Annotated in this window: 29 protein-coding genes and 2 tRNA genes; 15 read left to right on the top strand and 16 right to left on the bottom strand. The window is 60.7% G+C overall.

Features of this window, described 5'->3' with window-relative positions:
* Positions 1 to 14: 14 nt before the first annotated feature.
* The 3 genes from NKH91_RS26155 to NKH91_RS26145 all read left to right on the top strand — a co-directional run bounded on the left by NKH91_RS26155 (position 15) and on the right by NKH91_RS26145 (position 2503).
* Positions 15 to 608: an SOS response-associated peptidase gene (locus tag NKH91_RS26155; RefSeq protein WP_352885317.1), complete on the top strand. Its 594-nt coding sequence runs from the start codon at positions 15 to 17 to the stop codon at positions 606 to 608.
* Between the two features lie 73 nt (positions 609 to 681).
* Positions 682 to 1563: a transglutaminase family protein gene (locus NKH91_RS26150; RefSeq protein ID WP_352885305.1), complete on the top strand. Its 882-nt coding sequence runs from the start codon at positions 682 to 684 to the stop codon at positions 1561 to 1563.
* A gap of 88 nt (positions 1564 to 1651) precedes the next feature.
* Entirely contained in the window at positions 1652 to 2503 is an 852-nt protein-coding gene (locus tag NKH91_RS26145) for a transglutaminase-like domain-containing protein (protein WP_352885304.1), read from the top strand.
* A gap of 117 nt (positions 2504 to 2620) precedes the next feature.
* On the opposite strand, the gene NKH91_RS26140 is transcribed toward NKH91_RS26145, so the two are convergent.
* Positions 2621 to 3172 carry a group I truncated hemoglobin gene (locus tag NKH91_RS26140; RefSeq protein WP_352885303.1) on the bottom strand — a complete coding sequence of 184 codons (552 nt, stop codon included), beginning with the start codon at positions 3170 to 3172 and terminating at the stop codon, positions 2621 to 2623.
* A gap of 134 nt (positions 3173 to 3306) precedes the next feature.
* Between NKH91_RS26140 and NKH91_RS26135 the strand changes: the two genes are divergently transcribed.
* Positions 3307 to 3492, top strand: coding sequence for a hypothetical protein (locus NKH91_RS26135; protein ID WP_352482421.1), 186 nt, complete (start codon positions 3307 to 3309; stop codon positions 3490 to 3492).
* 1095 nt (positions 3493 to 4587) lie between these two features.
* Complete coding sequence (locus NKH91_RS26130) at positions 4588 to 5205, top strand: cupin domain-containing protein (protein WP_352885302.1); 618 nt, start codon at positions 4588 to 4590, stop codon at positions 5203 to 5205.
* 1370 nt (positions 5206 to 6575) lie between these two features.
* On the opposite strand, the gene NKH91_RS26125 is transcribed toward NKH91_RS26130, so the two are convergent.
* Both NKH91_RS26125 and NKH91_RS26120 read right to left on the bottom strand, forming a co-directional pair.
* Complete coding sequence (locus NKH91_RS26125) at positions 6576 to 6839, bottom strand: hypothetical protein (RefSeq protein WP_023719439.1); 264 nt, start codon at positions 6837 to 6839, stop codon at positions 6576 to 6578.
* A gap of 203 nt (positions 6840 to 7042) precedes the next feature.
* Positions 7043 to 7117, bottom strand: a tRNA-Thr gene (locus NKH91_RS26120).
* A gap of 160 nt (positions 7118 to 7277) precedes the next feature.
* On the opposite strand from NKH91_RS26120, the gene NKH91_RS26115 reads away from it, so the two are divergent.
* From NKH91_RS26115 to NKH91_RS26070, 10 genes are all read left to right on the top strand, one after another.
* Entirely contained in the window at positions 7278 to 7460 is a 183-nt protein-coding gene (locus NKH91_RS26115) for a hypothetical protein (RefSeq protein WP_352885301.1), read from the top strand.
* A 159-nt stretch (positions 7461 to 7619) separates the two neighbouring features.
* Positions 7620 to 8912 carry a UDP-N-acetylglucosamine 1-carboxyvinyltransferase gene (gene murA, locus NKH91_RS26110; RefSeq protein WP_352885300.1) on the top strand — a complete coding sequence of 431 codons (1293 nt, stop codon included), beginning with the start codon at positions 7620 to 7622 and terminating at the stop codon, positions 8910 to 8912.
* A 93-nt stretch (positions 8913 to 9005) separates the two neighbouring features.
* Positions 9006 to 9440 (top strand): DUF2948 family protein, encoded by a 435-nt coding sequence (locus NKH91_RS26105; RefSeq protein WP_352885299.1) that lies wholly within the window; start codon positions 9006 to 9008, stop codon positions 9438 to 9440.
* Between the two features lie 4 nt (positions 9441 to 9444).
* Positions 9445 to 10737: a histidinol dehydrogenase gene (gene hisD / locus NKH91_RS26100; RefSeq protein ID WP_352885298.1), complete on the top strand. Its 1293-nt coding sequence runs from the start codon at positions 9445 to 9447 to the stop codon at positions 10735 to 10737.
* A 2-nt stretch (positions 10738 to 10739) separates the two neighbouring features.
* Positions 10740 to 11225 (top strand): UPF0262 family protein, encoded by a 486-nt coding sequence (locus NKH91_RS26095; protein WP_023719444.1) that lies wholly within the window; start codon positions 10740 to 10742, stop codon positions 11223 to 11225.
* Positions 11226 to 11283: 58 nt separating this feature from the next.
* The gene (locus NKH91_RS26090) at positions 11284 to 11694 is read left to right on the top strand and encodes an arsenate-mycothiol transferase ArsC (protein ID WP_023719445.1); all 411 of its coding nucleotides are present in this window, start codon (positions 11284 to 11286) and stop codon (positions 11692 to 11694) included.
* An 89-nt stretch (positions 11695 to 11783) separates the two neighbouring features.
* Positions 11784 to 12002: a translation initiation factor IF-1 gene (infA, locus tag NKH91_RS26085; protein ID WP_006200926.1), complete on the top strand. Its 219-nt coding sequence runs from the start codon at positions 11784 to 11786 to the stop codon at positions 12000 to 12002.
* A gap of 25 nt (positions 12003 to 12027) precedes the next feature.
* Complete coding sequence (locus NKH91_RS26080; protein WP_023719446.1) at positions 12028 to 12657, top strand: Maf-like protein; 630 nt, start codon at positions 12028 to 12030, stop codon at positions 12655 to 12657.
* The gene (gene yacG, locus NKH91_RS26075; RefSeq protein WP_352885297.1) at positions 12654 to 12845 is read left to right on the top strand and encodes a DNA gyrase inhibitor YacG; all 192 of its coding nucleotides are present in this window, start codon (positions 12654 to 12656) and stop codon (positions 12843 to 12845) included. Before NKH91_RS26080 ends, yacG begins: the two co-directional genes overlap by 4 nt.
* Positions 12846 to 13220: 375 nt before the next feature.
* Positions 13221 to 13296: transfer RNA gene (locus tag NKH91_RS26070), tRNA-Phe, on the top strand.
* Positions 13297 to 13498: 202 nt separating this feature from the next.
* Here the strand turns inward: NKH91_RS26070 and NKH91_RS26065 are convergent.
* From NKH91_RS26065 to NKH91_RS26005, 13 genes are all read right to left on the bottom strand, one after another.
* Positions 13499 to 14113 carry a class I SAM-dependent DNA methyltransferase gene (locus NKH91_RS26065; protein ID WP_352482429.1) on the bottom strand — a complete coding sequence of 205 codons (615 nt, stop codon included), beginning with the start codon at positions 14111 to 14113 and terminating at the stop codon, positions 13499 to 13501.
* Between the two features lie 217 nt (positions 14114 to 14330).
* Positions 14331 to 15086, bottom strand: a complete 756-nt coding sequence (locus NKH91_RS26060) for an AAA family ATPase (RefSeq protein WP_023719449.1) — start codon at positions 15084 to 15086, stop codon at positions 14331 to 14333.
* Positions 15083 to 15538, bottom strand: coding sequence for a hypothetical protein (locus NKH91_RS26055; protein ID WP_352791676.1), 456 nt, complete (start codon positions 15536 to 15538; stop codon positions 15083 to 15085). The genes NKH91_RS26060 and NKH91_RS26055 overlap by 4 nt, the downstream gene beginning before the upstream one ends.
* 463 nt (positions 15539 to 16001) lie before the next feature.
* On the bottom strand, positions 16002 to 17594 hold the full coding sequence (gene ggt, locus NKH91_RS26050; RefSeq protein WP_352885296.1) for a gamma-glutamyltransferase: 1593 nt from the start codon (positions 17592 to 17594) through the stop codon (positions 16002 to 16004).
* A 21-nt stretch (positions 17595 to 17615) separates the two neighbouring features.
* Positions 17616 to 18335 (bottom strand): ABC transporter permease, encoded by a 720-nt coding sequence (locus tag NKH91_RS26045; RefSeq protein ID WP_352716986.1) that lies wholly within the window; start codon positions 18333 to 18335, stop codon positions 17616 to 17618.
* On the bottom strand, positions 18332 to 19045 hold the full coding sequence (locus NKH91_RS26040; protein ID WP_023719453.1) for an ABC transporter permease: 714 nt from the start codon (positions 19043 to 19045) through the stop codon (positions 18332 to 18334). Before NKH91_RS26040 ends, NKH91_RS26045 begins: the two co-directional genes overlap by 4 nt.
* Positions 19046 to 19114: 69 nt before the next feature.
* Entirely contained in the window at positions 19115 to 19960 is an 846-nt protein-coding gene (locus NKH91_RS26035) for a transporter substrate-binding domain-containing protein (RefSeq protein WP_023719454.1), read from the bottom strand.
* A gap of 85 nt (positions 19961 to 20045) precedes the next feature.
* Entirely contained in the window at positions 20046 to 20717 is a 672-nt protein-coding gene (locus tag NKH91_RS26030; RefSeq protein ID WP_352482437.1) for a GntR family transcriptional regulator, read from the bottom strand.
* A gap of 274 nt (positions 20718 to 20991) precedes the next feature.
* Positions 20992 to 22047: an ABC transporter ATP-binding protein gene (locus NKH91_RS26025; RefSeq protein WP_352885295.1), complete on the bottom strand. Its 1056-nt coding sequence runs from the start codon at positions 22045 to 22047 to the stop codon at positions 20992 to 20994.
* Between the two features lie 26 nt (positions 22048 to 22073).
* Positions 22074 to 22829, bottom strand: a complete 756-nt coding sequence (locus tag NKH91_RS26020) for an RraA family protein (protein WP_352493805.1) — start codon at positions 22827 to 22829, stop codon at positions 22074 to 22076.
* Between the two features lie 40 nt (positions 22830 to 22869).
* Entirely contained in the window at positions 22870 to 23748 is an 879-nt protein-coding gene (locus tag NKH91_RS26015; RefSeq protein WP_352885294.1) for a carbohydrate ABC transporter permease, read from the bottom strand.
* Positions 23745 to 24668: a carbohydrate ABC transporter permease gene (locus tag NKH91_RS26010; RefSeq protein ID WP_352482440.1), complete on the bottom strand. Its 924-nt coding sequence runs from the start codon at positions 24666 to 24668 to the stop codon at positions 23745 to 23747. Before NKH91_RS26010 ends, NKH91_RS26015 begins: the two co-directional genes overlap by 4 nt.
* 2 nt (positions 24669 to 24670) lie before the next feature.
* A complete protein-coding gene (locus tag NKH91_RS26005; RefSeq protein ID WP_352790977.1) occupies positions 24671 to 25951 on the bottom strand; it encodes an ABC transporter substrate-binding protein in 1281 nt (426 codons plus the stop codon).
* Between the last annotated feature and the right edge of the window lie 383 nt (positions 25952 to 26334).

The raw sequence follows: 26334 nt of genomic DNA, 5'->3' as shown, positions 1-26334 counted from the left end.
GTGCGGAGCCTTCCATGTGCAATGACTACGAACAGCATGTCGCCTGGGCCGAGTATTGCCGGATGATGGCTTCGCTGGCGCTCAATATTCCCAGCCATCAAACCGAACTGGATCTGCCGCAGGCAGACGACATCCACATCAACGACCCTGCGCCTGTAATGCGCGGGGCCGGCGACACAATCGAACTGGCGTCGATGACGTTCGGCTTTCCTCCGGCCGGACCAAAAGGCGGACCTGTATTCAACTTTCGCTCGGAGGGTCGACAATTCGGCAACAGCAAACGCTGCCTCGTCCCGGCGTCGGCTTTCTTCGAGTTCACGGGAACGAAATATCCAAAAGCCAAGCACAAGTTCACGCTGAATGGCCATTCGTTCATGGCGATTGCCGGGCTTTGGCGCGAGGGTTTCGGCAACAAGCCGCCGACGTTCACGATGCTGACGACCGATCCGGGGCCGGACGTGGCGCCATATCACAACCGCCAAGTGGTTGTGCTGCGGCCATCGGACTGGGCGGCATGGATCCATCTGACGAAGTCCGAGGCTGAACTCATGCGGCCGCTGCCGGAAGGGTCGCTCAGAGCGGAAACAGTTCGCGCAGGTTCCGAGTAGGAACCATCGAATGAGCGTGGAAAAGATTATATGATTGCGCCAACATCGCAGGTAAACTTGTCGACCAAAACTGATGCCGATCTTCTCAGTCCAGCATACGACGGTCTATCGCTATAGCCGGCCGGTGAGGTTCGGCGAGCATCGGCTGATGTTCAGACCGCGCGACAGCTTCGATCAAAGACTCCTGGACCACGCCTTGTCTGTCGATCCCGAGCCGAAAGAGGTTCGCTGGATCCATGACGTTTTCGGAAACTGCGTGGCGGTGATCGATTTCGAGAACCCCGCGAAAGAACTGCGCTTTGCGACAGACATTCGGCTGGACCACACGCCGCAGCATGCGCCCGATTTCCGTATCGACGAAGCTGCGCTTCACTATCCGTTTTCCTACGATCCCGACGAAGCCGCAGATCTCTCCCAGACGATGGAACGTCAATACGAGGATGACAGTGACGAGGTTGGCAAGTGGGCACGACAGTTCCTCAGTGCCGCAGGGCACACCGGGACCGGCAATCTGTTGATGACGCTTTGCTATGCCATCCACGAGAGCTTTGTGTATTCCCGTCGAAGCGAGCCAGGGACGCAGCCGCCGCTGATGACGTTGCACCTGCGTCGCGGCACATGCCGGGACTTTGCGCTGTTCATGATGGAGGCGGTTCGTTCGCTCGGCTTTGCCGCCCGTTTTGTGACTGGTTACGTCTATGTGCCGAGCCGCGACAGCGCGACGGTTCTTGGCGGCGGGTCGACGCATGCCTGGTGCCAGGTCTACCTGCCGGGTGCCGGCTGGGTCGAGTTCGACCCCACCAATGGCATTGTCGGCAATCGGGATTTGATCAGGGTGGCCGTGGCCCGGCATCCTCGTCAAGCCATTCCGCTTTCCGGGAGTTATTCGGGAAGCGCGTCGAGCTTTCTTGCAATGACCGTCGAGGTGAAAGTGGCGAAGGAGATCGGTGCGTAGGAAAATTGGCATCCGCTGATGTTTTCCCGGAACTGTTTGGCCGACGCGGAGTTTGCCCGGTTGCTGAATGACAACAATCGGAGCGCCGATGCGGATCCGCGCAGGTTACACCCTCACCTACGAATGTCCGCGGCCAACGCCGATGCTGTTGGCGCTCGAGATCCATCCATCGCGCCGGGTCGATCTGTTGACGGAACAGGTCATCGATTTCGATCGTCCCGTCGAAGCACGCGGCTACGTCGACGGTTTCGGCAACGCCTGCACGAGGATCGAGGCGCCCTCGGGCCTGACGACGATCTCAACCACCTTCGATATCTACGATAGCGGCGAGCCCGATGCGGTCGCCGAGCAGGCTGTGCAGCACAAGATCAAGGACCTGCCGGACGAGGTGCTCGTCTTTCTTCTCGGCAGCCGCTACTGCGATACCGATCGTCTTGGCGATTTTGCCTGGGCGAAATTCGGCAATACCGCGCCTGGATGGGCGCGTGTCCAGGCGATCTGCGATTTCGTTCACAATCACATCGTCTTCGATTACCAGAAAGCCGACCCGCTGCGGACGGCTCACGACAGCTTCACCGACCAGGCCGGCGTTTGTCGTGACTTTACCCATTTGGCGATCGCGCTATGCCGTTGCATGAATATTCCCGCGCGGTACTGCACCGGCTATCTCGGTGACATCGGGGTACCGCCGGCGCCGTATCCGATGGATTTCAGCGCCTGGTTCCAGGCCTATCTCGCCGGCACCTGGTTCACATTCGATCCTCGCCACAACCGCCCGCGCATCGGGCGGATATTGATGGCAACCGGGCGCGACGCGACCGACGTCGCTATCTCAACCAGTTTCGGTTGTTCGCGGCTTACCCGCTTCGAAGTCGTGACGGAGGAGGTCCAGGCCGAACCTTCCCCGGCGTCTGTCGAAAATTCCGCGTTCTCACCTTGAGCTGCAAGGTTCGTAGAGGTGGGTCGACGATGTCCCTGACCTCGAGGTCAGGGCCGCGCTGCATTCAAGGCGACGCTGGCGCCATGCGAATGCATCCGCCCGCACGATATAAGCGCTTCAGCCCTGCTTGACGTAGCCGGCGGTGACCTCGTCTTTGTGGGCGGCGAAAGCTTCCAAGACTTCGGTTTTCTCAGGCTTCGGAATTTTGAAATGATCCAGGGTTCGCCCGAGTTCCGCTGCGACCTCATCGAATTCCGCCGGGGAAATCCGCAGGTCGCGATGCGCCTCCTCGAGGCCGAGCGGCGTCGTGCCGGGCTTGGTGGCGACGAACTTGAAGGGCCCACCAGAAACGTCGCAGACCCACAGCGTGCGCATGAACTTGAGGCCGGGCAACCTTTCAAGGTTCTTGGTGTGCCATTTGCGCAATTGTGGGTTCTTCGACTTCTTGCCGACGATCGGGTTCTTCACGACGGCGTCGCTAAAATGATCGATCACCGCTGCGATGGCGAACACGCCCCCCAGCCGCTCATACAGACTTTTTTCAGCTGTGGTTTTCTTGGCCTGGGCGAGTGCGTTGTCGGCGGGCAATACCGCCGTCGACGCGGCGGCCAGCGCCAGCGCGGCAACAACACTTCGTCTTGTCAAAGAGGTTGAAACAGCCGTTTTCATCCCTGGTTCCCTTCGAGGTTAGGCCAGAGCAAGCCGCAGCCTGTCTGGCGGGCTTCATGAAGTGACATTCGGACACTTTGCTATATTTTAGCATCGTCTAAGGAACAAACGAGCCCTTCGCCCGAATTATTCCGATGGACGGCATTCTCACGGTCAACATGCGTAAAAAGGGCGAAGGCCGCGCGGATGAGGAAGGCTTAAGCACGCGTCGCTGCACGCGGCAGAGGTCGCGAAGCCACTTCGGCCGCATCGGCCCGATCGATGTTGCGGGCACCGTAGTGTTCCTGGCCTCGCTGGCGGCGGTCGCCTGCGGCCAATAGCCTGTGCTTTTCAAAAATCGCTAGCTTCTGCGGATAGGTGATCCGCACCTTTGCGTTGCACCCGTCGCATTTGAAGTGCGCGATTGTTCTGAGTGCAGAGCCCTTTCTTACCGCCGGATGCGAGCAATCCGGACATTCGAATGTGAGCGCGACATCCGATAAGTCTTTGGCTAAGCCCATTTCCATCCCCTTCGCAAGCTCGGTGGCTACACTCTGGCGATTCTCAATGGGCAATTCAGATGCCAAACGGCTGTGCCAAAGCGGGATTAGACCAATTCACCTCGGAACGCCGCAAAGCTAGTGCGCCTTCTCTCTGCCTTTTGAGCGACGAAGAGACCTAACTTCCTCCAGCAGTTCGCGCTCATTGGTAGTCAAGTTTCGGAAGATTGCGACAATCATCACCGCTAAGGCTTCGGCATCCAGGCTTAAAAGGTCAATGTGTTCATCTGCGCAAACCTGATCAAACACGCGTTCACAAATAGCCAAATCGTGAGGGCTGAGGCGAGTGCTATTGAAACGCCGGCGCGACATTTGCGAGCCTTCGACGCCCGCCGCCCTGTTGCAAAAGAAGCGGGCCCTGGCAAGAAACGCGAGTCGTTGAGTGGTTGTTCCCGGCTGCAAGCTTTGCTAAGCCGCCTGCAGCAGGGGCAGACCAGAAGCCTTTCCCCGCACGCATCATGGCGCATGCGAGCGGAGCTGTGCGCCGACCTTGGCACCTCAGACATTTTCGAGCGCCCGCCTGAACGGCTCTGGCTGCCATGCGCGGGCCGATCTTGGACGGCTGGACCGTTGGACTCACGTCAGACACAGTAGCCTGGGGGCAAGACTGCTTCGAACCCTAAACGGGGCCGTCGGCTACCCATTTGACGACGCGGAGGAGCCACGCGTTTCGCTGCTGGCACTCGTCATCGCAGCCAATGCCACCGCGACGACCTAGTTCCAATACTTGAAAACTCTCCCTAGACGCTTTGGCATCATGAACAGTCTTCTTTGGCGGCAGGCGCTCTAGGGTGAAGTTGGTCCGTGCCGTAAGGCGGTACATATGCTATAGCTAATATGGGGTCGAGGGGACGACCATGAAAGGGAGGACCAACCATGAAGCCGCATTCCCTCAGCGCCCGCCGTATTGGCCTGCTTATATTCTCGGTGTGTGCTTTCGGGCTGATGACGTCAGTCTCAATGCCCGCAGACAGCAAATTCGCCGTCGAGCCGGTGGTTGAGAAAAAGGTGACGGAACTGCCCTCCGGACCGTTGTACTGGCGGCTGGATAATCTGCCAACGCTGGCGCAGGCCCAAAGCGCGGCGGGCCCGACCTCGCTTGCGGCGGAGATCGCAGGCAAGGTCTGGCTGTTCACGCTTGGACCGAAGGATGGCTCTACGACCGGCGGAACCAAGGTCATCGAGATCGGACCGATCCCTCCGATCAGCGCAAGCGAGTATTTGCTGCGCGTCAACCGCGCCGGTGGAGCGCCCGGCGTCAAGACGAAGATCCATACGCATCCGGGACCAGAGGCCTTCTATGTGCTGGCCGGCAAGGTCGGCCAGAGAACGCCCCACGGAGTGACCTATGCTGAAGCTGGCACAGCCATGATCGGACACGGGGCCAACACGCCGATGGAGGTGTTCAACGCCGGCACAACCGATCTCGATGAGCTGGCCATCTTCGTGGTCGACGCCAAGCAGCCGTTCTCGTCGCCGGCCAGCCTCGACTGAGGCGACATTTCCCGGGGTGGCACTTCCGCTCTCCAGCTGTTGCAGACAGTCAGTCAACGAGCTGTGAATGTCTGCCCTGGGTCGAACTCGGGTCGTTCAGGGTGTTGGGTTTTAACCCCAACGCCATCGGATTGGGTTCGCCTGACCTGCATAGCCGTCCATTTCCCGCTCGGGGCTCATATTTCAAGCGAGGCCTGACAACGACGGTCCAGGCCCTCATGGGGCGGGAAGTTTCACGATCTTGTCTCTTCTGTAGTCATAGCCGGTCTTCGGAGTTCCGTTGCGATAGTCGTCATAGGTCCAGCGGCCGGTGGCCCAAGCATTGACAAAGTCGGTGCACCACTTCACGCCTCCGGGACGAGGTCGTCCTCGAACCCATCTCTTTTTCGATGTTACGCCTTTGAGGCAGTGCTGAATTGCAGCGCGCCTCTGTTCCGGACTCTGCAGTTTCGCTCTGCTTGCTTCAAATTGGGCTCTACCATCGCTTTGACAGCCAGCAATCAGCAATGCTGTTGCGACGATCAATTTGCCAGCGCACTTCAAATGAGGCTCTCCAAATCGGGCACGTCAGTGTACCGCAATTAATTGGCACATGGACCGTCCCGCCACAATCGCTTGGAACGATCAACCGTGCGTCTTCGGCACGCCTGCATCAATTGTGTCGAGCCCCGGCATCTATACACGCCACCGCGAGGTCATCGCGGATGCGATGATGCGGCATGGACGGAACTTGAGAGGTGAAACGGCGAGAGGCGCTCACTTCGGTGGTGGCATCGGCGGCTTAATGTCGGTCCGGTAGAACCAATATCTTGTCCACTCAAAGGGTCCTTTACACACCATCTTTAGGGGTCTGTATTTTGGAGTTTCAAGCCAAGTGGTGCAGCGGTACGACTGGTGTTGGTCGTTGATCATTTTATCATATCTGATGACCACGGTATTTATGCCGTCCAACTTCTCTTCACCGACGCGGCTGCAAGTTCGGTTTATCGGCGTCCCGTCCGGATTCAAGTCGCTGCCCGGAGGACGTGCCGTCGCGATCCAGCGCCCAAAAGGCTGGCGTCGTGAGTAAACCATGTCGCCTATGTAGATCTCTTCTTGATGCAGAAACCCAGGTTGGTCACCATACCTAACTAAGTGGTCCGTAACCTGAATGGCGGGCGTCCTTAATACTCTTTCGTTGGCTTTGTTTAGAGGACTGCACGCCTCGGCCTCCTCCACATCGCGGGATGCTGTGGAGCCTGGAGCCGCTTTGGATACGAAAGGCAGACAGATCAAGCAGACTGGAAGGGCGAGGATGAATCGGGCAAAAAGGCTCATCATCCTTGTAAAGCACGTCCCATCGAGCACCGTGAGATAGACCCCGACTGAATTTACTCCATATCCGGCACGTCACCGCTGGTGAATAGCACGGTCGGCGGGCCGTAGTCACCAAGCGCCGGGTTCGCGTCACGGCTCCATGCGATTACGCCAACGTGCTTCCCTGCGAGCGTCTTAGCGGTGCGGATGGCGCGTTCCTCGCTTTGCTGATCGGCCGGACCAAAGGTGGGAAACAGTTCGCCGTCCTCGCCACGATCGAACGCCACGACGACGATCAGCTTGGGCTGCTTCTGGCCAGGCAAAATATGATCCGACATGGCGGTAAGCTATCACATCACAGAGGATTGAGTCGCGTTCGAGACTCGGGAGGTGAGCGTGCAAGACCATCATTTTTGACAAGCCTGCGCGCGTGGCACTCGGCAGGTCGCGGGGCGCCTATTTTTCGGCAACCTCGCCAACCGTGCACAATCATCATCGAGCAGGTCAAGCGGCCTTGGAAGGTGCGCTAGCGAAAACGATCTGGTGCTGCGAGAGAGGATTGAACTCTCGACCTCTCCCTTACCAAGGGAGTGCTCTACCACTGAGCTACCGCAGCCGCCGATGGCGGGGCTTCTGCCATATCGAACCGGCAAGCGCAAGGCCAAGACAAAGACGGGTTGAAAGGCCGCACCAGGCGATTGTTCCGGACATGGCCATGCCACAATGTTGGCTATCCCTTGATGCGCACCGGCGGGTCGCCGGCCGGGGACGGGACGATGAACGATAAGAGAATTTCTCCGAACAAGGATGGTCCACCAAAAAAGGCTGGCCGCAAGGACCGGCTGGCCGAGCAGTTGCGTGCCAATCTGCAGAAGCGTAAGGCGCAATCGCGCTCACGGCGAACCGGCGGGGCCGACCAGCGGCCGGACGGGCTGCAGGCGGCAAAGCAGAAGGATTAACGCGAATCGGCTATGTTGGTCGCCGGTATTTTGGCCAAGGTATCGTGGGCCAACGCGGGGAAATAGCCTGTTTCTTGAACCAAGCCGGCCAATGGTCTAGATGGGCCGCAACTGACTCAACCGATTTAAACCGGCTTTTCGGCCGAGGGGACGCTCTTCATGGATCGCATCAGAATTGTCGGCGGCAACAAGCTTGCCGGAACCATCCCGATCTCGGGCGCGAAAAACGCCGCGCTGCCGCTGATGATCGCCGCGCTTTTGACCGACGACACGCTGACGCTGGAAAACGTGCCGCATCTGGCCGACGTCGAGCAGCTGATCCGCATCCTCGGCAATCACGGCGTCGACTATTCGGTCAATGGCCGCCGCGAAAAGCAGCATGAGGGCTATTCGCGCACCATCAATTTCTCCGCCCGCAACATCGTCGACACGACGGCGCCTTACGAGCTGGTGTCGAAGATGCGGGCGTCGTTCTGGGTGATCGGCCCTCTGCTGGCCCGCATGGGCGAGGCCAAGGTGTCGCTGCCCGGCGGCTGCGCCATCGGCACGCGGCCGGTCGACCTCTTCCTGGAAGGCCTGCAGGCGCTGGGCGCCGATATCGACGTCGACACCGGCTATGTCATCGCCAAGACCAGGAACGGCCGGCTGGTCGGCAACCGCTACGTGTTCCCGAAAGTCTCGGTCGGCGCCACCCATGTGCTGATGATGGCGGCCTCGCTGGCCAAAGGCGAGACGGTGCTCGAAAACGCAGCCCGCGAGCCCGAGATCGTCAACCTTGCCGACTGCCTCAACGCCATGGGTGCGAAGATCTCCGGCGCTGGCACCGCGACCATCACCATCGACGGCGTCGAGGCGCTGTCGGGCGCCCGCGTCAGGGTGATCCCCGACCGTATCGAGACCGGCACCTATGCGATGGCGGTGGCGATGACCGGCGGCGACGTCGTGCTGGAAGGCGCGCGGCCCGACTTGTTGCAGACGGCGCTGGACATCATTTCGCAGACCGGTGCTGAGATCACGCAGACCAATTCCGGCATCCGCGTCAGGCGCAACGGCGCCGGCATTTCGCCGGTCGACGTGACGACGGCGCCGTTCCCGGCGTTCCCGACCGATCTGCAGGCGCAGTTCATGGGCCTGATGACGATGGCCAAGGGTAAGTCGCGCATCACCGAGACGATCTTCGAAAACCGCTTCATGCACGTCCAGGAGCTCGCCCGGCTCGGCGCCCACATCACGCTGTCCGGCCAGACGGCGATCGTCGACGGCGTGGCGAAGCTGAAGGGCGCGCCTGTCATGGCAACCGACCTTCGCGCCTCGGTGTCGCTGGTCATCGCCGGCCTTGCGGCAGAAGGCGAGACCACGGTTAACCGCGTCTATCATCTCGACCGCGGCTTCGAGCGGCTGGAAGAAAAGCTGTCCGGCTGCGGCGCGGAGATCGAGCGCATTTCGGGCTAAAGCCTTTCCGCAAGGCTTGCGGTCCGGTTGCGCGGATCGCCAAGACCGCCTAACAGAAGGCCAAATGTAAACCTTCGCAGGTGCGAATTCCGCATGAATGGCCTTAAGCTTGTCGCGCTCGACGATCAGGATCTGAGCATCATCTCGGCGCATGTCCAGGATGCCGTCATGAAGGTCAGCGATCTCGAATACCTGCCTTCGGTAAAGCGCTTCGTGCTGACCATGAACCGCTTCGTCTGGGAGGCGAAATCCGGCTTCTTGCGCCAGCACAATGAGCGGCGGCAAGCCGTACTGCATTTCGACCGGGTGCTCGCCGCCAAGACCAGCGGTATTGCCCGCGACAAGCCCGAGGAAGTGCTGTCGCTGCTGGCGATCAGCTTCGTCGCGCTAGACAAGCCGGCCGGCATCGTCGAGCTGATCTTTGCGGGAGGCGGCGCCATCATGCTCGATGTCGAATGCATCGAGGCGCGGCTTGCCGATGTCGGCGGCGCCTGGGAAGCGACGTCGCGCCCGGTCCACAGAGTCTGAGCCGATGGCCATCACGCTTCGCCAGTCCGACGCCGATTTCGAGCAGCGCTTTGCCGCGTTCCTGCTGACGAAGCGGGAAGTCTCGGCCGACGTCGACGCCGTGGTGCGCGAGATCATCGCCAAGGTGCGCGCCGAGGGCGACGCGGCGCTCGTCGCCTACACGCAGAAATTCGGCGGCGGCGACCTGACAAGGCTCGGGATTGCCGTCTCCGGGGATGACGTCGCCAAGGCTTACGAAGCAGCCGATCCGCGGACGATCGAGGCGCTGAAATTCGCGCGCGACCGCATCCGCTCCCATCACCAGCGGCAGCTGCCTAAAGACGATCGCTATACCGATGCAGCCGGCGTCGAGCTCGGCTCGCGCTGGACGGCGATCGAGGCCGTCGGGCTCTATGTGCCGGGCGGCACGGCGAGCTATCCGAGCTCGGTGCTGATGAACGCCGTGCCGGCCAAGGTCGCCGGCGTCGAGCGCATTGCCATGGTGGTGCCAGCCTCCGGCGGCGACGTGCCGCCGCTGGTGCTGGTCGCGGCCGACCTTGCCGGCGTTTCCGAAATCTACCGCGTCGGCGGCGCCCAGGCGATCGCAGCCCTTGCCTATGGCACCGAGACGATAAAGCCGGTCGCCAAGATCGTCGGCCCCGGCAATGCCTATGTCGCGGCGGCCAAGCGCCAGGTGTTCGGCACGGTCGGCATCGACATGATCGCCGGGCCTTCGGAAGTGCTGGTCGTCGCCGATGGCAGCAACGACCCCGACTGGATCGCAGCCGACCTGCTCGCCCAGGCCGAGCACGACGTGTCGTCGCAGTCGATCCTGATCACCAACGACCGTGCCTTTGGCGCGGCGGTCGAACAGGCGGTCGAACGCCAGTTGCAGAACCTGCCGCGCGGAGAAACGGCGGCGGCGAGCTGGCGCGATTTCGGCGCCATAGTCCTGGTGCCGACGATCGAGGCAGCACTGCCGCTGGTCGACCGCATCGCGGCCGAACATGTCGAGCTTGCCATCGACGACCCAGAGCCTTTCCTGGCGCGGATGCGCAATGCCGGTGCGGTGTTTCTCGGCCGTCATACGCCGGAGGCCATCGGCGACTATGTCGCCGGCTCCAACCACGTGCTGCCGACGGCGCGCTCGGCGCGCTTTTCGTCCGGGCTTTCGGTGCTCGATTTCGTCAAGCGTACCTCGATCCTGAAGCTCGGGCCGGAACAGTTGCGGGCGCTGGCGCCGGCGGCGATCACGCTGGCCAAGGCGGAAGGACTCGATGCGCATGGACGCTCCGTCGCCATCCGGCTGAACATGTAGAAATGTCCGACTACGACGAAACCCGCGCCAGGCTGATCGATGTCGAGCTCGACGAGACGATCGGCCGATCGACGCCCGATGTCGAGCATGAGCGGGCGGTGGCGATCTTCGACCTGATCGAGGAGAACCGTTTCCAGCCGGTCAATGACGACGGTGCCGGGCCATACCGACTGAAACTGTCGCTGGCCGAATCCCGGCTGGTGTTCGCGGTGGCGCGCGAGGACGGCGCAGCCGTGGTCACCCATATCCTGTCGCTGACGCCGCTTAGGCGCATCGTCAAGGATTACTACATGATCTGTGAAAGCTATTACGACGCCATCCGCACCGCGACGCCCAGCCATATTGAGGCGATCGACATGGGCCGGCGCGGCCTGCACAATGAAGGCTCGCAGACGCTGATGGACCGGCTTGCCGGCAAGATCGACATCGATTTCGACACGGCGCGCCGGCTGTTCACGCTGGTTTGCGTGCTGCACTGGCGAGGTTAAACTGGCCGCCCCGCTGCCCCGCTCGATCCTGCCCCGCTCTATCCTGTTTGTTTGCGGCATGAACGCCGTGCGCTCGCCGATGGCCGAATTGCTGGCGCGCAAGGTGCTCCCGCCTACCACTTTCGTCGCCTCGGCCGGGGTGCGCGGCGGCGAACGCGATCCGTTCGTCGATGCCGTGCTGGCCGAAGAGGGGCTGTCGCTCGGCGAACGGCACCCGAGAACGATGGACGACCTCGAAGACGATTATTTCGATCTGATCGTGACGCTGGCGCCGGAAGCCCACCACACCGCGCTCGAACTCACCCGCTCGCTGGCCGTCGAAGTCGAATATTGGCCAATGCCCGACCCGACCGGCGTCAGCGGCACGCGCGAACAGATCATGGCTGCCTATCGCGACGTGCGCGAGCGGCTGAAGGCGCGGATCGGCCGCCGTTTTCTCGGCAACGAGGCTGAAAACGCTGCGGATTAAGCGTGTTCACAAGCGGACGTTTATCATATAGGTTCCGCGCAACTTTCCGGCCGGGGCGCTGGAAGTACCCATCCAAGCAAAGGTATCGAATGCCGAAGGAAGAAGTCCTCGAGTTTCCGGGTGTCGTGACGGAATTGCTGCCCAACGCGATGTTCAGGGTCAAGCTCGAAAACGAACATGAAATCATCGCCCATACGGCCGGCCGCATGCGCAAGAATCGCATCCGCGTTTTGACCGGCGACAAGGTCCTGGTCGAGATGACGCCCTACGACCTGACCAAGGGCCGCATCACCTACCGCTTCAAGTAAGTTCAAGGACCCGGCCGGGATCGCGATGGGCATTTTGCAGAAGCTCGTGCTTGCCTCGGGTTCGCCGCGCCGGATCGAGCTGTTGCAGCAGGCCGGCATCGAGCCGGATCGCGTGCTGCCGGCCGATGTCGACGAGACGCCGCTGCGCGCGGAGCATCCGCGGTCGCTGGCCAAGCGGCTAGCGACGCAGAAGGCCGAGAAGGCGCTGGTCTCGCTGAAAACCGAGACGGACTACCTGCCGAGCTTCGTGCTGGCCGCCGACACGGTGGTTGCCGTCGGGCGGCGCATCCTGCCCAAGGCCGAGACGCTCGACGATGCCGCCAACTGCCTCGGGCTGCTGTCCGGCCGTTCGCACCGGGTCTATTCCGGCATCTGCCTGATCACGCCGGGCGGCAAGCAGCGCTTGCGGCTGGTCGAGACCAGGGTGCGCTTCAAGCGGCTGCCGCGCGAGGAGATCGACGCCTATATCGCGTCGGGAGAATGGCGCGGCAAGGCCGGCGGCTATGCCGTCCAGGGGCTTGCCGGCGCCTTCGTCGTCAAGCTCGTCGGCTCCTACACCAACGTCGTCGGCCTGCCGCTCTACGAGACGGTGGCGCTGCTGAGCGGCGAAGGCTTCAAGGTGCACGTCAACTGGCTGGCGGGTGCGCGGATATGAGCCCGGACGACAAGGTCACGCCGCTGCGACCCAAGCGGCCCTGCCCCGAATGCGGCAAGCCATCGGCGCGCGAAACCTACCCGTTCTGCTCGAAGCGCTGCAAGGACATCGACCTCAACCGCTGGCTGAAGGGCGTCTACGTCATCCCGGGCCGCGACGACGAGGACGACGACGACGACCAGAAATAGCGCCGTCCGCCTGCGGTTTTCCACAAGCTCGGGACGGTTTCGCGGCCGCGATTGTGACCGATGATCGGCCTTGCCGACTGCCTGTCGCTTCCCGCCTGAACTCAATGTCCAGAACTTGTTCCATCCGGGCACTGTCGGACGGAACAGGTTCTGGCGTTTTGCCTGAGCATGATGTTTTCCGAAAACCGGATTCCACTTTTCGGGATCATGCTTTTTGTTTGAGCATGATCTTTTCCGAAAACCGGATTCCACTTTTCGGGATCATGCTCTAAGCGCTGGACAGGCCGAATTCCCGTGCTATAACCCACGCGCTTTCAAGGGGTGCCGACGGCGCTTTCATGAACCCGGTGTGCAGATTGCCGCCCGCCGGAGCAGGCCCAGATAGCTCAGTTGGTAGAGCAGCGGACTGAAAATCCGCGTGTCGGTGGTTCGAATCCGCCTCTGGGCACCACTACTTCCTCATATAAAGTCAATGGCTTGCGGTGTCGCCAGCTTGGCGACTTACGGCATTTCATGTCGCGCCGTGTTGCGAACTGTTACCGTTGAGTTTCAAGGGTTTCCTGCGACTGTCGGCAACTCCACGCGACATGAGCTTCAACAAAGACCAGCCTCATGGCAAATGCTCGGTTTCAAATTTCATGTGCCCGCCGGCTTTACCGCTTTCTGGCAACCACCAGGAAATTCTGCGCAAGCTCCGCCGGAATCCTGGCACTTGCGCAGATCCTTTCAAACGGCACCATCAATATTTCGCACAGTCTTGGCAGCAATTTCCCGGGTCGCGGCAAAAAACCGTACCCAACTATCCGCTCGACAATAAAGCCATTTGCAATGAGCGTCTGCTCGTATCCTTTAATGCTCAAAGTGTGGCGGACTGTCCCTCCTGCATAACGGTTCAGAATGCGGCAGACCAGCCCTATTGGGGAGGTCGCATTCATGTGGATATTCGAGATTAGCAATCCACCTTCGTTCAAATGCGCGCTGATGGCCGACAGTGCATCCTTCCTGAGCTCATCTTCAGCATTGAGGAAGAATCTGAATGCCGTGACCACGTCGAACCTTTCGGCAAGCGGAGAGAACGTAAGATCAGCGCGGACCAATTTCACGTTCTTCGGAACCCGTGCGCTAGCCAGCATAGATTGGGAGATGTCAACGCCGACGACTTCACCAAAAAATGGAGCTGCGATATTTGCTATGCGGCCTGTGCCGCATGCGAAGTCCAGGCATTTCCGGTTCGGCCCGCCGACAGGCAGGAGAATACGTTCGACCAAAGGCTTTTCGATACCCGACCACAGAGCTGCATAGTAGCCGGACCGGTACGTGTCGGAGTAATGGGCACCGTACCCAGCCGTCTGGTGGCTTGCTCGGTAATCCCGACGAGCGGGTGCACGGTTCTCATGGACGCTCCCGAACGGTCGCCGCTGCGCCCGCAGAAATCTGCGAATGCCAACGAACGATCTCACCGTGAGCACCATGCAACTCGCGCCTCTAGTCTGGCCCGACGCATGCCGTCGCGGGCAATCCGTGCCCCACGATGCGCGCGACGACCTGTTCGAAATTGCGTGGGTCGAGGCCGTCGACACGCATCAGCGGCCATTTGTCTTGCAGGCATTGGCCGATCTCCCTCGCGATATCCGCTTGCTTCAGGCCCCTGACCACTCCGACTTCGAGAAGGCGCTCGAGGTACGGCTGCCGCGCATACCGCTCAATGAGGCGGTGGCGCAGCGTTTCCCCGGGCGCGTCGACTTGAATGAGGAGATCCGGTCGCGGCAGGAACGTCAGGCAATTACGAACCATGTCGATACTTGGATTTCGTCCCAACAGGACGAGCGCACACAACGCCTGAACGATGCCCTCTTCGAAAATGAAGTACCCTTCTGAGGCCTTCGCCGTATTCCAGGCTTCGAAGAGCAAAACGACGTCGATCTTCAGACGCAACGCCCATATTCGGCTTTTTGGAGGGATCGATGCCAAAAGCCGCGCAGCGGCCCCCTCGCTCGGCGGGGTCGAGAACAAGACCGGACTCGCGGTGGCGAGCTTGTGCACCAGACGCTGGATACCATGGCGTGTCTCCGGGCTTTCATCCTCGACCGAATCGACTTCGCTGCCGACAGACACAAAATCAATCCGGCGATAGCCATTGACTGTCTTCACACGGATGTCGTGTTTCGCCAGCTCACGGCAAAGGGCGCGGAGAAGGGTCGTCTTGCCTGCACCAGGCGGACCGAACAACTCGATAATCATGTAGGGATCTCCCGAACAGGAAGCAGAAAGATCGGATGAAGCGAGCTCGCCCGCTCCGGCGGTGTGGCGAGCGTAAACACTCTGGCATCCGCCTGGCCGAGTTGACCCCGCTCGCTGGCATCCTGCTGACGCCGCAAAAAGCTTTGGAGGAGATGCGATGCGGTGGAAGACTGCCTTTCCATGGCGTGCAGTCCCGCCTGTTGAGCCGCGACAGCGTTGCCGGTTGACTTGAGAACTTGCAATTGCTTCTCGATCGCCTGCGCTTGCGGCTGGTTGACACGCCTGTCGCTGTCGAACTGGCTCGTCGCCCGTGCCATCTCCTGATCGATCGAGCGCCCCACGGTTGCCCGTTGGTCGACGTCGGTCGTCGTGGCTTCCAGGCGTGCGAGCCTCGACGACGCCGACCCCGCCGCCTGCGCCAACACCTCCGTCGTCGCGCCGCTTGCGCCCATAGGGAACATGGACCTCAGAAAGTCTCTAAATTGCCTGGGGATCAGTGCTTACTATGAGTGCCGAACCATACCATCATCCATCTGAATGACTGTCGGCACCACGGCACGCGCGTTTGGGCGCTAAACAGGGCAACGAGTTCAGGCCGAGCGGGCGGTTTTGGCTTGACGCGACACAAACGCGACATTCGGCCTAAAATCTGAACAATATCAATCACCGACAGCGGACTGAAAATCCGGGTGTCGGTGGTTCGAATCCGCCTCTGGGCACCATTTTTTCCCTGTACGGCCCGGAGATATAGGTAACAGTTTATACCTAAGACATGGGTGACAATCTCGCGCCGAGCGGATTGTCGATGGCGTGCAAGAATTATCTGGACCATGGCGCCAGAGGCTCCTGCTCGCCGGCCAAATGGCGATGAAGAACGCCTTCAGCATCTTGGATTCCGCTCTGGCCACAACCGCCCTACAGACCGAGGGCGCAGCCGTCCTTGCGCGGTTCAGAACCGCCCAGCAGGGTCCCGTTTGCCCAATCGATGCGAATAGCCTGCGCACCGCCGATCGGGTCCGTGGCAGGAATGATTTCGAAACCGCGCCGGCTAAGTTCAGCTACGGTTTCGCGAGCGAGCCCGTGTTCGGCCTGGACCTTCATCGTGCCGCTGACAGGGGCGACCCGCGGCAGATCGATCGCCTCCTGCAGATCCATCCCGAAGTCGAGCACCTTCGTCAGCAGGTGCGCGTGGCCCATTGCCTGGTAGTAGCCACCCATAACGCCGAAAGGCATCTCTGCCCGGCCGCCTCTCGCAAGCATCCCGGGTATGATGGTATGCAGAGGTCGCTTGTTCGGCGCCACTGCATTGGGGTGCCTGGGGTCAAGCGAAAAGCTTTGCCCGCGATTGTGCAAGACGACACCGGAGCGTGGCGAGACCAGGCCCGAGCCAAAGCTGTCGAAGACCGAGTTGATGAAACTGACCGCATTGCGATCCTTGTCGACAACGGAAATATAGACCGTGTCGCTGTGCAGCGGCATATCGAACGCCGGCAGGTCCGCGCGGGCGCGCTTTAGGTCAATCATGCCCGCCAGACGATCGGCCCAAGCATTCGACAACATGTCGGCCACCGGGACCTCGGACGCATCAGGATCGGCGACGAGCAGGTCACGCGCGGCGTAAGCGAGGCGTGTCGCTTCGATTTCCAGGTGAAGCCGGTCCGCGGATTGCGGGTCGCCGTGGGCTTCGAAGCGCGAGAGGATGTTTAGAATCAGCAATGCGATCACACCCTGGCCATTCGGCGGACATTCGAACACATCGCAGCCTCGAAACGCCGTGCTGATCGGGGTCACGTACTCGCCTGTTGCCGAGACGAAATCTTCGAGTGTGTGCAATCCGCCGAGCCCACGAAGATAGGCGACCATGTCTTCGGCCACAGGGCCAGTGTAGAAGGCCTCTCGTCCCTTCTCGGCGATCAGCCGCAGCGTTGCAGCCAACTCAGGCTGGCGATGCACTTCGCCAACGCCTGGCGCGCGGCCGTTTGGCAGGAAAATCCGTTTCGCGGTCACATCGGAGGCCAGAAGTTCTTCTTCCAACGCCCAGTCACGATGGACCCGCGGTGAAATGGCGTAGCCTTCCTCGGCGAAACGTATAGCGGGGGCCAGGATTTGATCGAAGGGCATATGCCCATGATCAGCGTGCAACCTGGTCCAGGCATCGATGGCTCCCGGGATGGTGACGGAGCCAGGAGAATTGCGGGCTACCTCCGCCATGCCACGTTCGAGGAACCAGTCAATTGTGAGGGCGGCGGGTGTCCTGCCCGATCCGTTATAGGCGATGACCTCGCCGGATCCGTTTCGCGACAGAAGAGCGAAGCAATCGCCTCCAATGCCGGTCGAGGCTGGCTCGACGACACATTGCACTGCGCAGGCTGCGATGGCGGCATCCATGGCGTTGCCGCCGGTCGCCATGATCTCCACCGCCGTCAGGGTCGCCGACGGATGAGAGGTGGCGGCCATGGCCTCGCGTGAAACGACGACCGAGCGCGTTGGCTTCTCAAAATTTCGCATGCTATGCCCTTCTGATCGTGCTCAAGAGGCGGCGTCCCTCATCGTCGAGGGGCGGTGCCGCAGATGCCGCGACATCCAGTATTCGAGTGCCGCCAAGGCACGGATGATCGCGAAATTCAAAGTGAGATAAATGGCGCCCGCGCAGATGAAGACTTCAAAGGCGCGGTAAGTCTGGGAGATCAATCCCTGGGCAATTCCAGTCACCTCCATCAAGGTCACGATGGAGGCCAGAGACGTGCCCTTGATCATCAGGATGATTTCGTTGCCGTAACTCGGCAGAGCCTGGCGAAAGGCCAGCGGCAGGATAACATGCCGATAGGTCAGACAGGTGGACAGGCCGACAGACCGGGCCGCCTCGACAAGGCCGCGCGGCACCGATTGAATCGCGCCGCGGAGGATTTCACTGCCATAGGCGGTGGTGTTGAGTGTCAGCGCGATGATTGCGCACCAGTAGGGTTCGCGGAAAACGGCCCATAATCCAATTGCCGACAGTTGGTGCCGGAACTGACCAAGGCCATAATATGTCAGAAAAATCTGCACCAGCAGGGGCGTGCCCCTGAACACGGCAACGAAGCCACGGATCGGCAAAACGACGAAGGGCGATTCCGATTGCTGGGCAAGCGCCAATGTGACGGCAAGGACGAAGCCGGCAACAATGGAAGTCAGGGCCAATTCTATCGTAAGCGGCAGGCCGGCGAGGAGCTTCGGCAGGATTTCGAGGAAAAAACTGAAATCTATCATGCCGACCGGACGCGCCACGGCGCCTTTCGTTCCAGACGGTAAAAGGCATGGCCCGTGACGGAAGCGATAGCCAGATAGAGCAAGGCTGCAGCAATGTAGAAGATGAATGGTTCACGGGTCGAACCTGCAGCGATCTGTGCCTGGCGCATCAGTTCAACGAGGCCGATTACCGATATCAGCGACGAGTCCTTCAGAACCAACTGCCACACGTTGCCGAGACCTGGCAGCGCGTAGCTCAGGAGCTGGGGAAAAATAACCTGTCGCAGCCGCTGCAGCCGGTTGAGACCAAGCGCGCAAGCGGCATCGTGCTGTCCTTGGTCGATGGCGAGGTAGGCCCCTCGATAGACCTCGGCTTGATAGGCGCCCGAGATGATTGCGATGGCCAAGGTTCCAGTGGCAAAGGCCGGAACGCCGACGAATCCGGACCCGCCCAGGCTATGACCAAGCGAGGTCAGGGCGACACTTCCTCCATAGTAAAGCAGATAAATGGTCAGAAGGTCGGGCACGCCTCGGAAAACCGTGCAATAGCCAAGGGCCAAGAACCTCAATACCTTGGAGTTGCGGAGACGGCCGGCCGCTGCCAGCCCACCGAATACAGCGCCAAGCGCAAAGCCCAGCACAGACAGAAGCACTGTAACCGAGGCCGCCATGAGAAGAGCAGCCCCCCAACCTCCGTGCTGGAAACCAAGCAGCCGGAATGCGTCAACCATCGATACCCCCGGCAGGGCGAACGGCTCAGCTCCGGAACGGGTCAGGAATGGCCGTTCGCCGACAAGCGCCTACTTGACTGGAGTGACGTCGCTCTTGAGCCATTTAAGCGACAGGGTTTTGATCGTGCCATCGGCGATCGCGGCGTCGATGGCCCCGTTGAGCATATCTTTCAGCTTGATGTCCTCTTTGCGGATACCGGCACCGGAGCCAAGACCGAAGAGCCCCCCGACAAATCCCGGCCCGGCAAGCGTATAGTCGCTGAACTCCGGTTTGCCCAACGTGGCGGCCAGCGCTGTCTGCTGTGCGAAGAGCGCGTCGATGCGACCCGCAGCGAGATCGAGATCGTGTTGCTCGGTGGTCTTGTATTCGCGAATCTCGGCGACGTCCGAGAAGTATTTTTTCACAAATTCCAGGTTCGCCGTTGCAGCCTGAACTCCAATGATCTTTCCCTTCAGCAATGGCTTGAGCTTGTCGATTGCCGCCTGCGCAGAGGCTTCATTCTCCAGCTTGAACCGCTCGTTGGAAATGCCGACCTTGCCCAGTTCGCTATCCTTTGCGACCGCGAAACCTGAGGGATCCACCGCATATGGCTGGGTAAAGTCAATGATCTTCAGACGTTTTTCAGTGATGAACATGCTCGCCATGATCACGTCGAACTTGCCAACGGTCAGCGCGGGGATCATGCCGTCCCAGTCCTGTGCGACGATCTTGCACTCGATCTTCATTCGCCCGCACAGATCATTGGCGAGATCGACTTCGAAGCCGTCCAATTTGCCGTCGGCTGTTGTGAAATTCCAGGGCGCGTAGGCTCCTTCGGTGGCAATGGTAATTGCCTTTGGTGTTTCTTGTGCAACGGCGGCCTGGACCAGGCCGAACAGGACCGACGCAATGGCTGCGATGCGGCTAATTTTCATGTCATTCTCCTCTTTTTGCCGGTATGGCAGTTCCCTTTCGGCGTGCCGGATTATCTTCCGGCTTCAACGAGTTAGATGGCGTTTTCTAGCGGCGGCCGGGACTTGCGAAGTTGGCCAGAAGGGGCGCTGTCTCGACGATATGATCCCGCATGACGATCTCTGCCTTGCCGGCATCACCTGACCGCAACACCTCAATCAGGATCTCGTGCTCGGCGCGCGCGCTGGCGGGCTTGTCGACATAGTCGAACCAGATGCGCAGGTAGGGTTCGATCACGACGTGCAGGCTGGCAATCTGCCGGACCAGCTTGGGTCGGTTGCTCAATTGGCAAATCTGCAAATGGAAGGCCTGATGGCGCACGACCCAGTCGCTGCTGCCGGTCTGGCTGGCGCGCTCCATGCGGTCGAGCTGGCGTTCCAGTTCTTCAAGCACTTCGATATCGATGTGCGGCATGGCAAGCCTCACCGCCAGCCCTTCGAGCACCGAGCGCATTTCAAACGTTTCGTATATCTCATCGAGGGTAAGGCCGGCGACGATGCAGCCACGGTTCGGGCGAATGACCACAAGACCTTCCGCGGCCAGCTGGCGGAATGCTTCGCGAACCGGCATGCGGCTCATGCCGATTTCCGTCGCGATCTCTTCCGGGATAAGCCGGTCCCCGGCGCGGTAGCGCCCCATCCTCAAGGCACGCTGAATGTGGCGATAAGCCTCCTCCTCGGCGGTCGTGATGCCCAGCGGCTCGATTGCGTCTGCTGCCATGTCCTTGGTCCAATCAGAGCGTATCTGTGTATCCACTTATCCAGTTGTCGCGACCTGTGTCAAGCACCCAAGCTTGTGCGCGTTAGAATTTCTCTTGTGAGAATAAACACTTGGGGGGGGAAAATGGAGCAAGCACACCGTCATCAGCTACGCCGCTGATCGGCGTGCTTTTCGGTGCCTACGCGTCGGAAACCTTCGACGCCTCACCGACCTCTTCGACAATGCCGGCCAACGTCGATGCCGAGATTCGCCGGAAGCCCGTCAGTGCCCGCCCCTAAACAATCCTGATGCCGCTTCGAGCATCGAACAGATGCACCTTGGAGACCATGATCTCCAAGCCAATCTCCTGATCAGGTCTGAACGGGGGCTGATCCCGCACCTCGGCCATGAGGTCGACGCCACCTGCATTCAAGGTAAGTTCCTGGGCCTCGCCGGTCGGCTCGACCACCTGAACCTCCGCCCGAGCGTGGTTCCCGCCGATTGCAATGTGCTGCGGACGAATTCCGTATACCACCTCTTCCCTGTCCCCCATCCGGCCGTCCTCCGGTAAGGGTAAGCGGAGACCCTGCTCGGCGACGAATGCGCCGTTGTCGATCCGGCCCGGGATCAGGTTCATTTCCGGGGATCCGATAAAACCGGCGACGAACAGGTTGGCGGGTTGCTCATAGAGCTCTGAAGGTGTGCCGATCTGCTCGACCCGGCCGCGGTTCAGCACCACGATACGGTCAGCAAGGGTCATCGCTTCGGTCTGATCGTGAGTGACGTAGATGCTCGTTCGGCCCAGCCGCTGGTGAAGCTTTTTGATTTCGGCGCGCATCTTGACACGCAGCTTGGCATCGAGGTTGCTCAGCGGCTCGTCAAACAGGAAGGCGGCTGGATCACGCACGATCGCGCGGCCCATGGCGACGCGCTGGCGCTGGCCGCCGGACAGCTGGCGTGGCATGCGGCCAAGCAGATCCTGCAGGCCGAGGATCTCAGCGGCCGCTTTCACCCTCGCGACAATCTCTTCTCTGGGGACCTTCGCCAATCGAAGCGCAAAGCTCATATTGTCCGCGACACTCATGTGCGGATAAAGCGCGTAGCTCTGGAACACCATCGCAATGTCGCGCGATTTGGCCGGCATCTCGTCGACGACCCGCCCGCCGATACGGATCTCGCCCGTCGTCTGTTCTTCCAAGCCGGCGATCATGCGCAGAAGGGTTGACTTGCCGCAGCCTGAGGGACCGACAAGGACGACAAACTCGCCACTGGCGATCTCGATCGTCACATCGCGCAGAACTTCCACGGCGCCAAAGCTCTTGCCGAGCTGTTCTATCTGGATTGCAGACACCTATTTTCCTCCCGTCCAGGCACTACTCATTTTCGTTGAGCATGCCGCCAGGCGCGGTATTCGGCCTCGCCTTCGGGGCTCAACGGGTAGTATTTTCGTAGGTCGCCTCCCTCGGCCAAGCGCGTGCGGGAAAATTCCTCCCACTCGATATGTTCGCCGGCGAGCTCAACCAGTTTTGGGGCAAGGGCTACCGGTACCACGACGACGCCATCATCGTCGGCGACGATGATGTCTCCCGGTATGACGAGTACGTTCGAGCAGGCAATGGGGACGTTAACGGCAAAGGGTACGATGTTGGTCTGGGCGTGGAAATTCGGCGTGACATCCCTCACCCAGATGCCGATGTCCAAGGCAGCCGCCTGGGCAGAATCTCGGATACACCCGTCGACAACCACGCCGGCCCCGCCACGCCCGGCGAAATAGGTCAACATCATCTCACCGAAGATACCGCTGCCAAGGTCGCCGCGCGCATCGACGACCACCATGTCGCCCGGCTGCGTGGGGTACAGTACGTGACGGTGAAGTTGGCGTTCGGGCTCCTCATACTCAGTCTCGTTGTAGAGATCCTCCCGCTTCGGCATGCACTGGAGGGTGAGAGCCGGCCCGGCCGCCGTGCGGCCGGGCGTTAGCGGCCGCGGCCCTCGGATGTGCGGATCGCGAATACCCATCTTGTGATAAAGCTCGCTGGCCAAGGTCGCTGAACCGATCGCTGCAAGTGCGTCGACCAGCTGCCTCGGTGGCCGAGAAATGTCCTTTATTGCCGCTGCCTGGCCTACTTCCACGTTTCATCCTCCCTTCGATCAAGTTTTTCATGATCTCAATTCAGCCGCGAACTGCACCGGTCGTGAGACCCTTGACCAACAGGCCTTGAGCAAACCAGACAAACGCCAAGGTCGGGATGACCATGAGGACGCCCGCCGCCGACATCGCTCCCCAGTCGATGCCGAACTGCGAGACGAAGTTGGTCAGCCCGACTGGCAGCGTCTGTGCGGCCTTGCTGGAAGTCAGCGTCAATGCGAGCAGCAGGTCATTCCAGGTGAAAAGGAAGGTGATGACCGCGCTGGCCCCGATGCCAGGCGCAATCAGCGGCGCCACGATCTGGACCAGGGTGCGCACCGTGCCGGCGCCGTCCGACTGGGCAGCCTCCTCGATCTCTTTGGGCACATCCTGGATGAAGCCCAGCAGCAGCCAGATGGCGACGGGCAGTTTAGCCGCCGTATGGCTCAGGATCAGCGCCCAAATGGTATCCAGCAGGCCGAGCGCGGCGAACACCGCGAAGAGCGGGATGGCGAGCGCGATGACCGGAATCATGCGCATGATCAAAAGCAGGCCAAAAATCAGCATGACGCCCGGCATCCTGAAGCGCGACAGGGCGTATGCGCAGGGTATGGCCAGCAGATGGACCAAGATGACCGTCGCGACCGAGACGATGACGGTGTTCCACACATAACCCATCGTGTCGTACTCGGTGAAGACGGAGACGTACTGCGTCATCGTCGCGGTCTCGGGGATGATGTGGACCGGGACGGAGAAGATGTCGGCTGAACTGCGGATCGAGGTCAGGAACAGCCATGCCAGCGGAAAGACGGTGAAGGCGATGGTCAGAACCAGCGCTAGATATTGGCCGGCGGCGCCTGCCGTGAACCGGCGGCGACGGCGTCGTGGCTTGGGACGCGCGCTGACGATCGCGGCTTCGGTCATATCGCTCTCCGTTTCGCAATCAGCCACGGCACCCCGTAGAGGAGGCCGAGCACGAACAGCGACATTCCCAGCGCGATGTAGGAAACCGCCGCCGCGTGTCCGAAATCCACCGCCTGAAACGCCAGCAGATAGGAATAGACGGTGAGTAGGTTTGTGGCGCCTCCCGGCCCGCCCTGCGTCATCAGCCATACGACGTCGAAGGTCCGGAACGTGTCGATGATGCGAAGCATCAGCGCTATCATGATGACCGGACGCATCAGTGGCAGCACGATGTGCCAGAAGCGCTGCCATGGCGTGGCGCCGTCCACCGTGGCGGCCTCGAGCGGCTCCTGCGGCAAGGATTGCAGACCGGCAAGAAAGAGCAGCACCATCAGCGGCGTATTCTGCCAGACATCGGCGACAATCACCGAGACAAGAGCCCAGGTCGGATGATTGAGCCAGGGGATGTCGGGCAGGTTGAACATGCGCAGTAGCGCGTCCACGAGCCCGTACTGGGTGTTGAAAAGCCAACGGAAATTCAGCCCCACGACGGCGGGCGCGATCATCGGCGGCACCAGCAGCAAGGTGCGCGCGAGCCGCATTCCGCGCAATTTGCCGTTGACGAGCACAGCGATCGCCATTCCAGCCACCACTTCCACCGTGATGGAAACGACGCTGAAGATGATCTGATTTCGCAGAGCCTGATTGAACTGGCGGCCGAAGAGTTCGTCGGTGTAATTCCCAGTTCCGGCGAATGGCGCTGAGCCGCTCAGATCCCAGCGAAAGAAACTCATTATGAAAGAATATCCGAGCGGATAGATAAGGATGGCGAGCATGACGAGGAGCGCGGGGCTGGCCAGGAGGTACCCCCTCTGCCAGGTGTAGGGCAGCGGCGAACGTCGCCGACGCCCCGGGACCTGGTGCTGCGCGACGGGCGGCATCCTCAGTCGTATGCTCCGGCCCGACGCATGATCTCCTCCGCCTCAGTCGCCGCCTGGTTGAGCGAGTCGCTCGGCGAGACCTGGTCGGTCAGGGCCTGTTCGATAGCCGAAAACATCAAGGTGCAGACTTTCGAGAATCCAGCCAGCTTCGGCCATTCCTTGCCGTTCGCTATCGTCGTCTCGAGTTGCTGCAGCCACACGGCCTGGGGACCTTTTGCCGCTGCAATCACTTCCTTGGCGATCGCCTGACTGCTGGGGAAGTTGGTGAACTGATCGAACTGCAGCCGCTGCGCCTCCGGACCGACCGTATATCTGATGAATTCGACGGCAGGTTCCTTGCGTCCTGATTGTCCATTGAGAGCCATGGCATGGGAGATGGCGCACGAAATCGCTGCCTTGTCCCTGATGTAGGGTGCAGTCGACCACTTGCTGACGACCCGCGAAGTTTCCGGATTGGATAAGGTTGCGAAGGCACCTGGCCAGTCGAAATTGGCGTAGACCGTACCGGACGAGAATTCGGTCGAATTTTCATTCCACTGATAGCCGACCGCGTCCGGCGGCACGATTTTGTGCTTCTGGATGAGGTCGCGGTAGAAGGTGAGGGCTTTGATGCCGGCTTCGGAATTGAAAGCTGGCTTGTTGGCCTGATCGACCCAGTCCCCGCCGGCTTGCCACAGGAGATCGCTGAAGGTGCGCTGCGCGGGGTCACCCTGCCCCGGCACGACCAGCCCATAGTGGCCATTGCCGGTAAGTTTCAGGCCGACGTCCACCAGATCATTCCAGGTTTCGGCCGGCTTCAGGCCTTTCTCCTGGTAGATGTCGCTGCGGTAATATTGAACGCGCGCATCCATGTTGCGCGGGATAGCGGCCAGATTGCCGGTCTTGGGATCGCGTAGGTATTTGACCGCAACCGGATAGAAGTCAGCCAGTTCGGAGTCGCTGAAATAGCTGTTCAGCGGCGCAAAATGGTTGAAATAGGAATCGATCTGGGCGGTGTGCGTGCTGTAGACGTCGTACTGGCTCGATTTCGCGGCGCTGAGTGTGACGACTTTCGATGTCAGCGGAGTGAATTCCAGCAGATCGTAGCGAACCTTGATGCCAGTCTTGGCGGTGAAATCCTGGACGATTTTCTCCCAGTATTTGGGATAGAGCGGGCCGCCGGTGATCAGCAGCGCGGTGATCTCGTTCGCCTCTGCTCTAGCGATCCACGGCGTAGCAAGCGAGCCGGCCGTCACCGCGGCACTCGCGGCCAGGAATTTGCGTCTCGATAGGTTTCCGGACATCACAATTTCCTCCTTGTTTGTAATTGGTCGGCCCCTTTTTTGGGGTCGAGCGACGACGGCCAGGTTTTCCCTTGAGCCGCAGTGTGGCTTTGCTCCTCCCGCCGCGACACAGCCCGGATCACGCCCGTCCACATGCTGCCTTGCCCTGCCGAGGCCGATGGCCTCAGAGACTTTCGGCGGTAGCCTTTGCTTTCATCCTGCCTTCCTTCCGGCGGACTCTGCGACCCGCAAACCACGCAATCGGTGTGTCGCGAGCCGTCGAGACGGCCGGACACAATGCGATGAGCGCGGTCAGCCGACGCGCAATGGTCCTGATCTCGAACGTCTTGGGCTGGGATATTGAAGTTGAGAGTCCAACGTCCCTTCCCGCGGGCGGAGTTATG

Origin of the sequence: Mesorhizobium sp. M0894 (assembly GCF_040319725.1) — a bacterium.
Taxonomy (GTDB): Bacteria; Pseudomonadota; Alphaproteobacteria; order Rhizobiales; family Rhizobiaceae; genus Mesorhizobium.
Note: the sequence above shows the minus strand (reverse complement) of the source record. Positions and strands in the feature narration are given on the sequence as shown.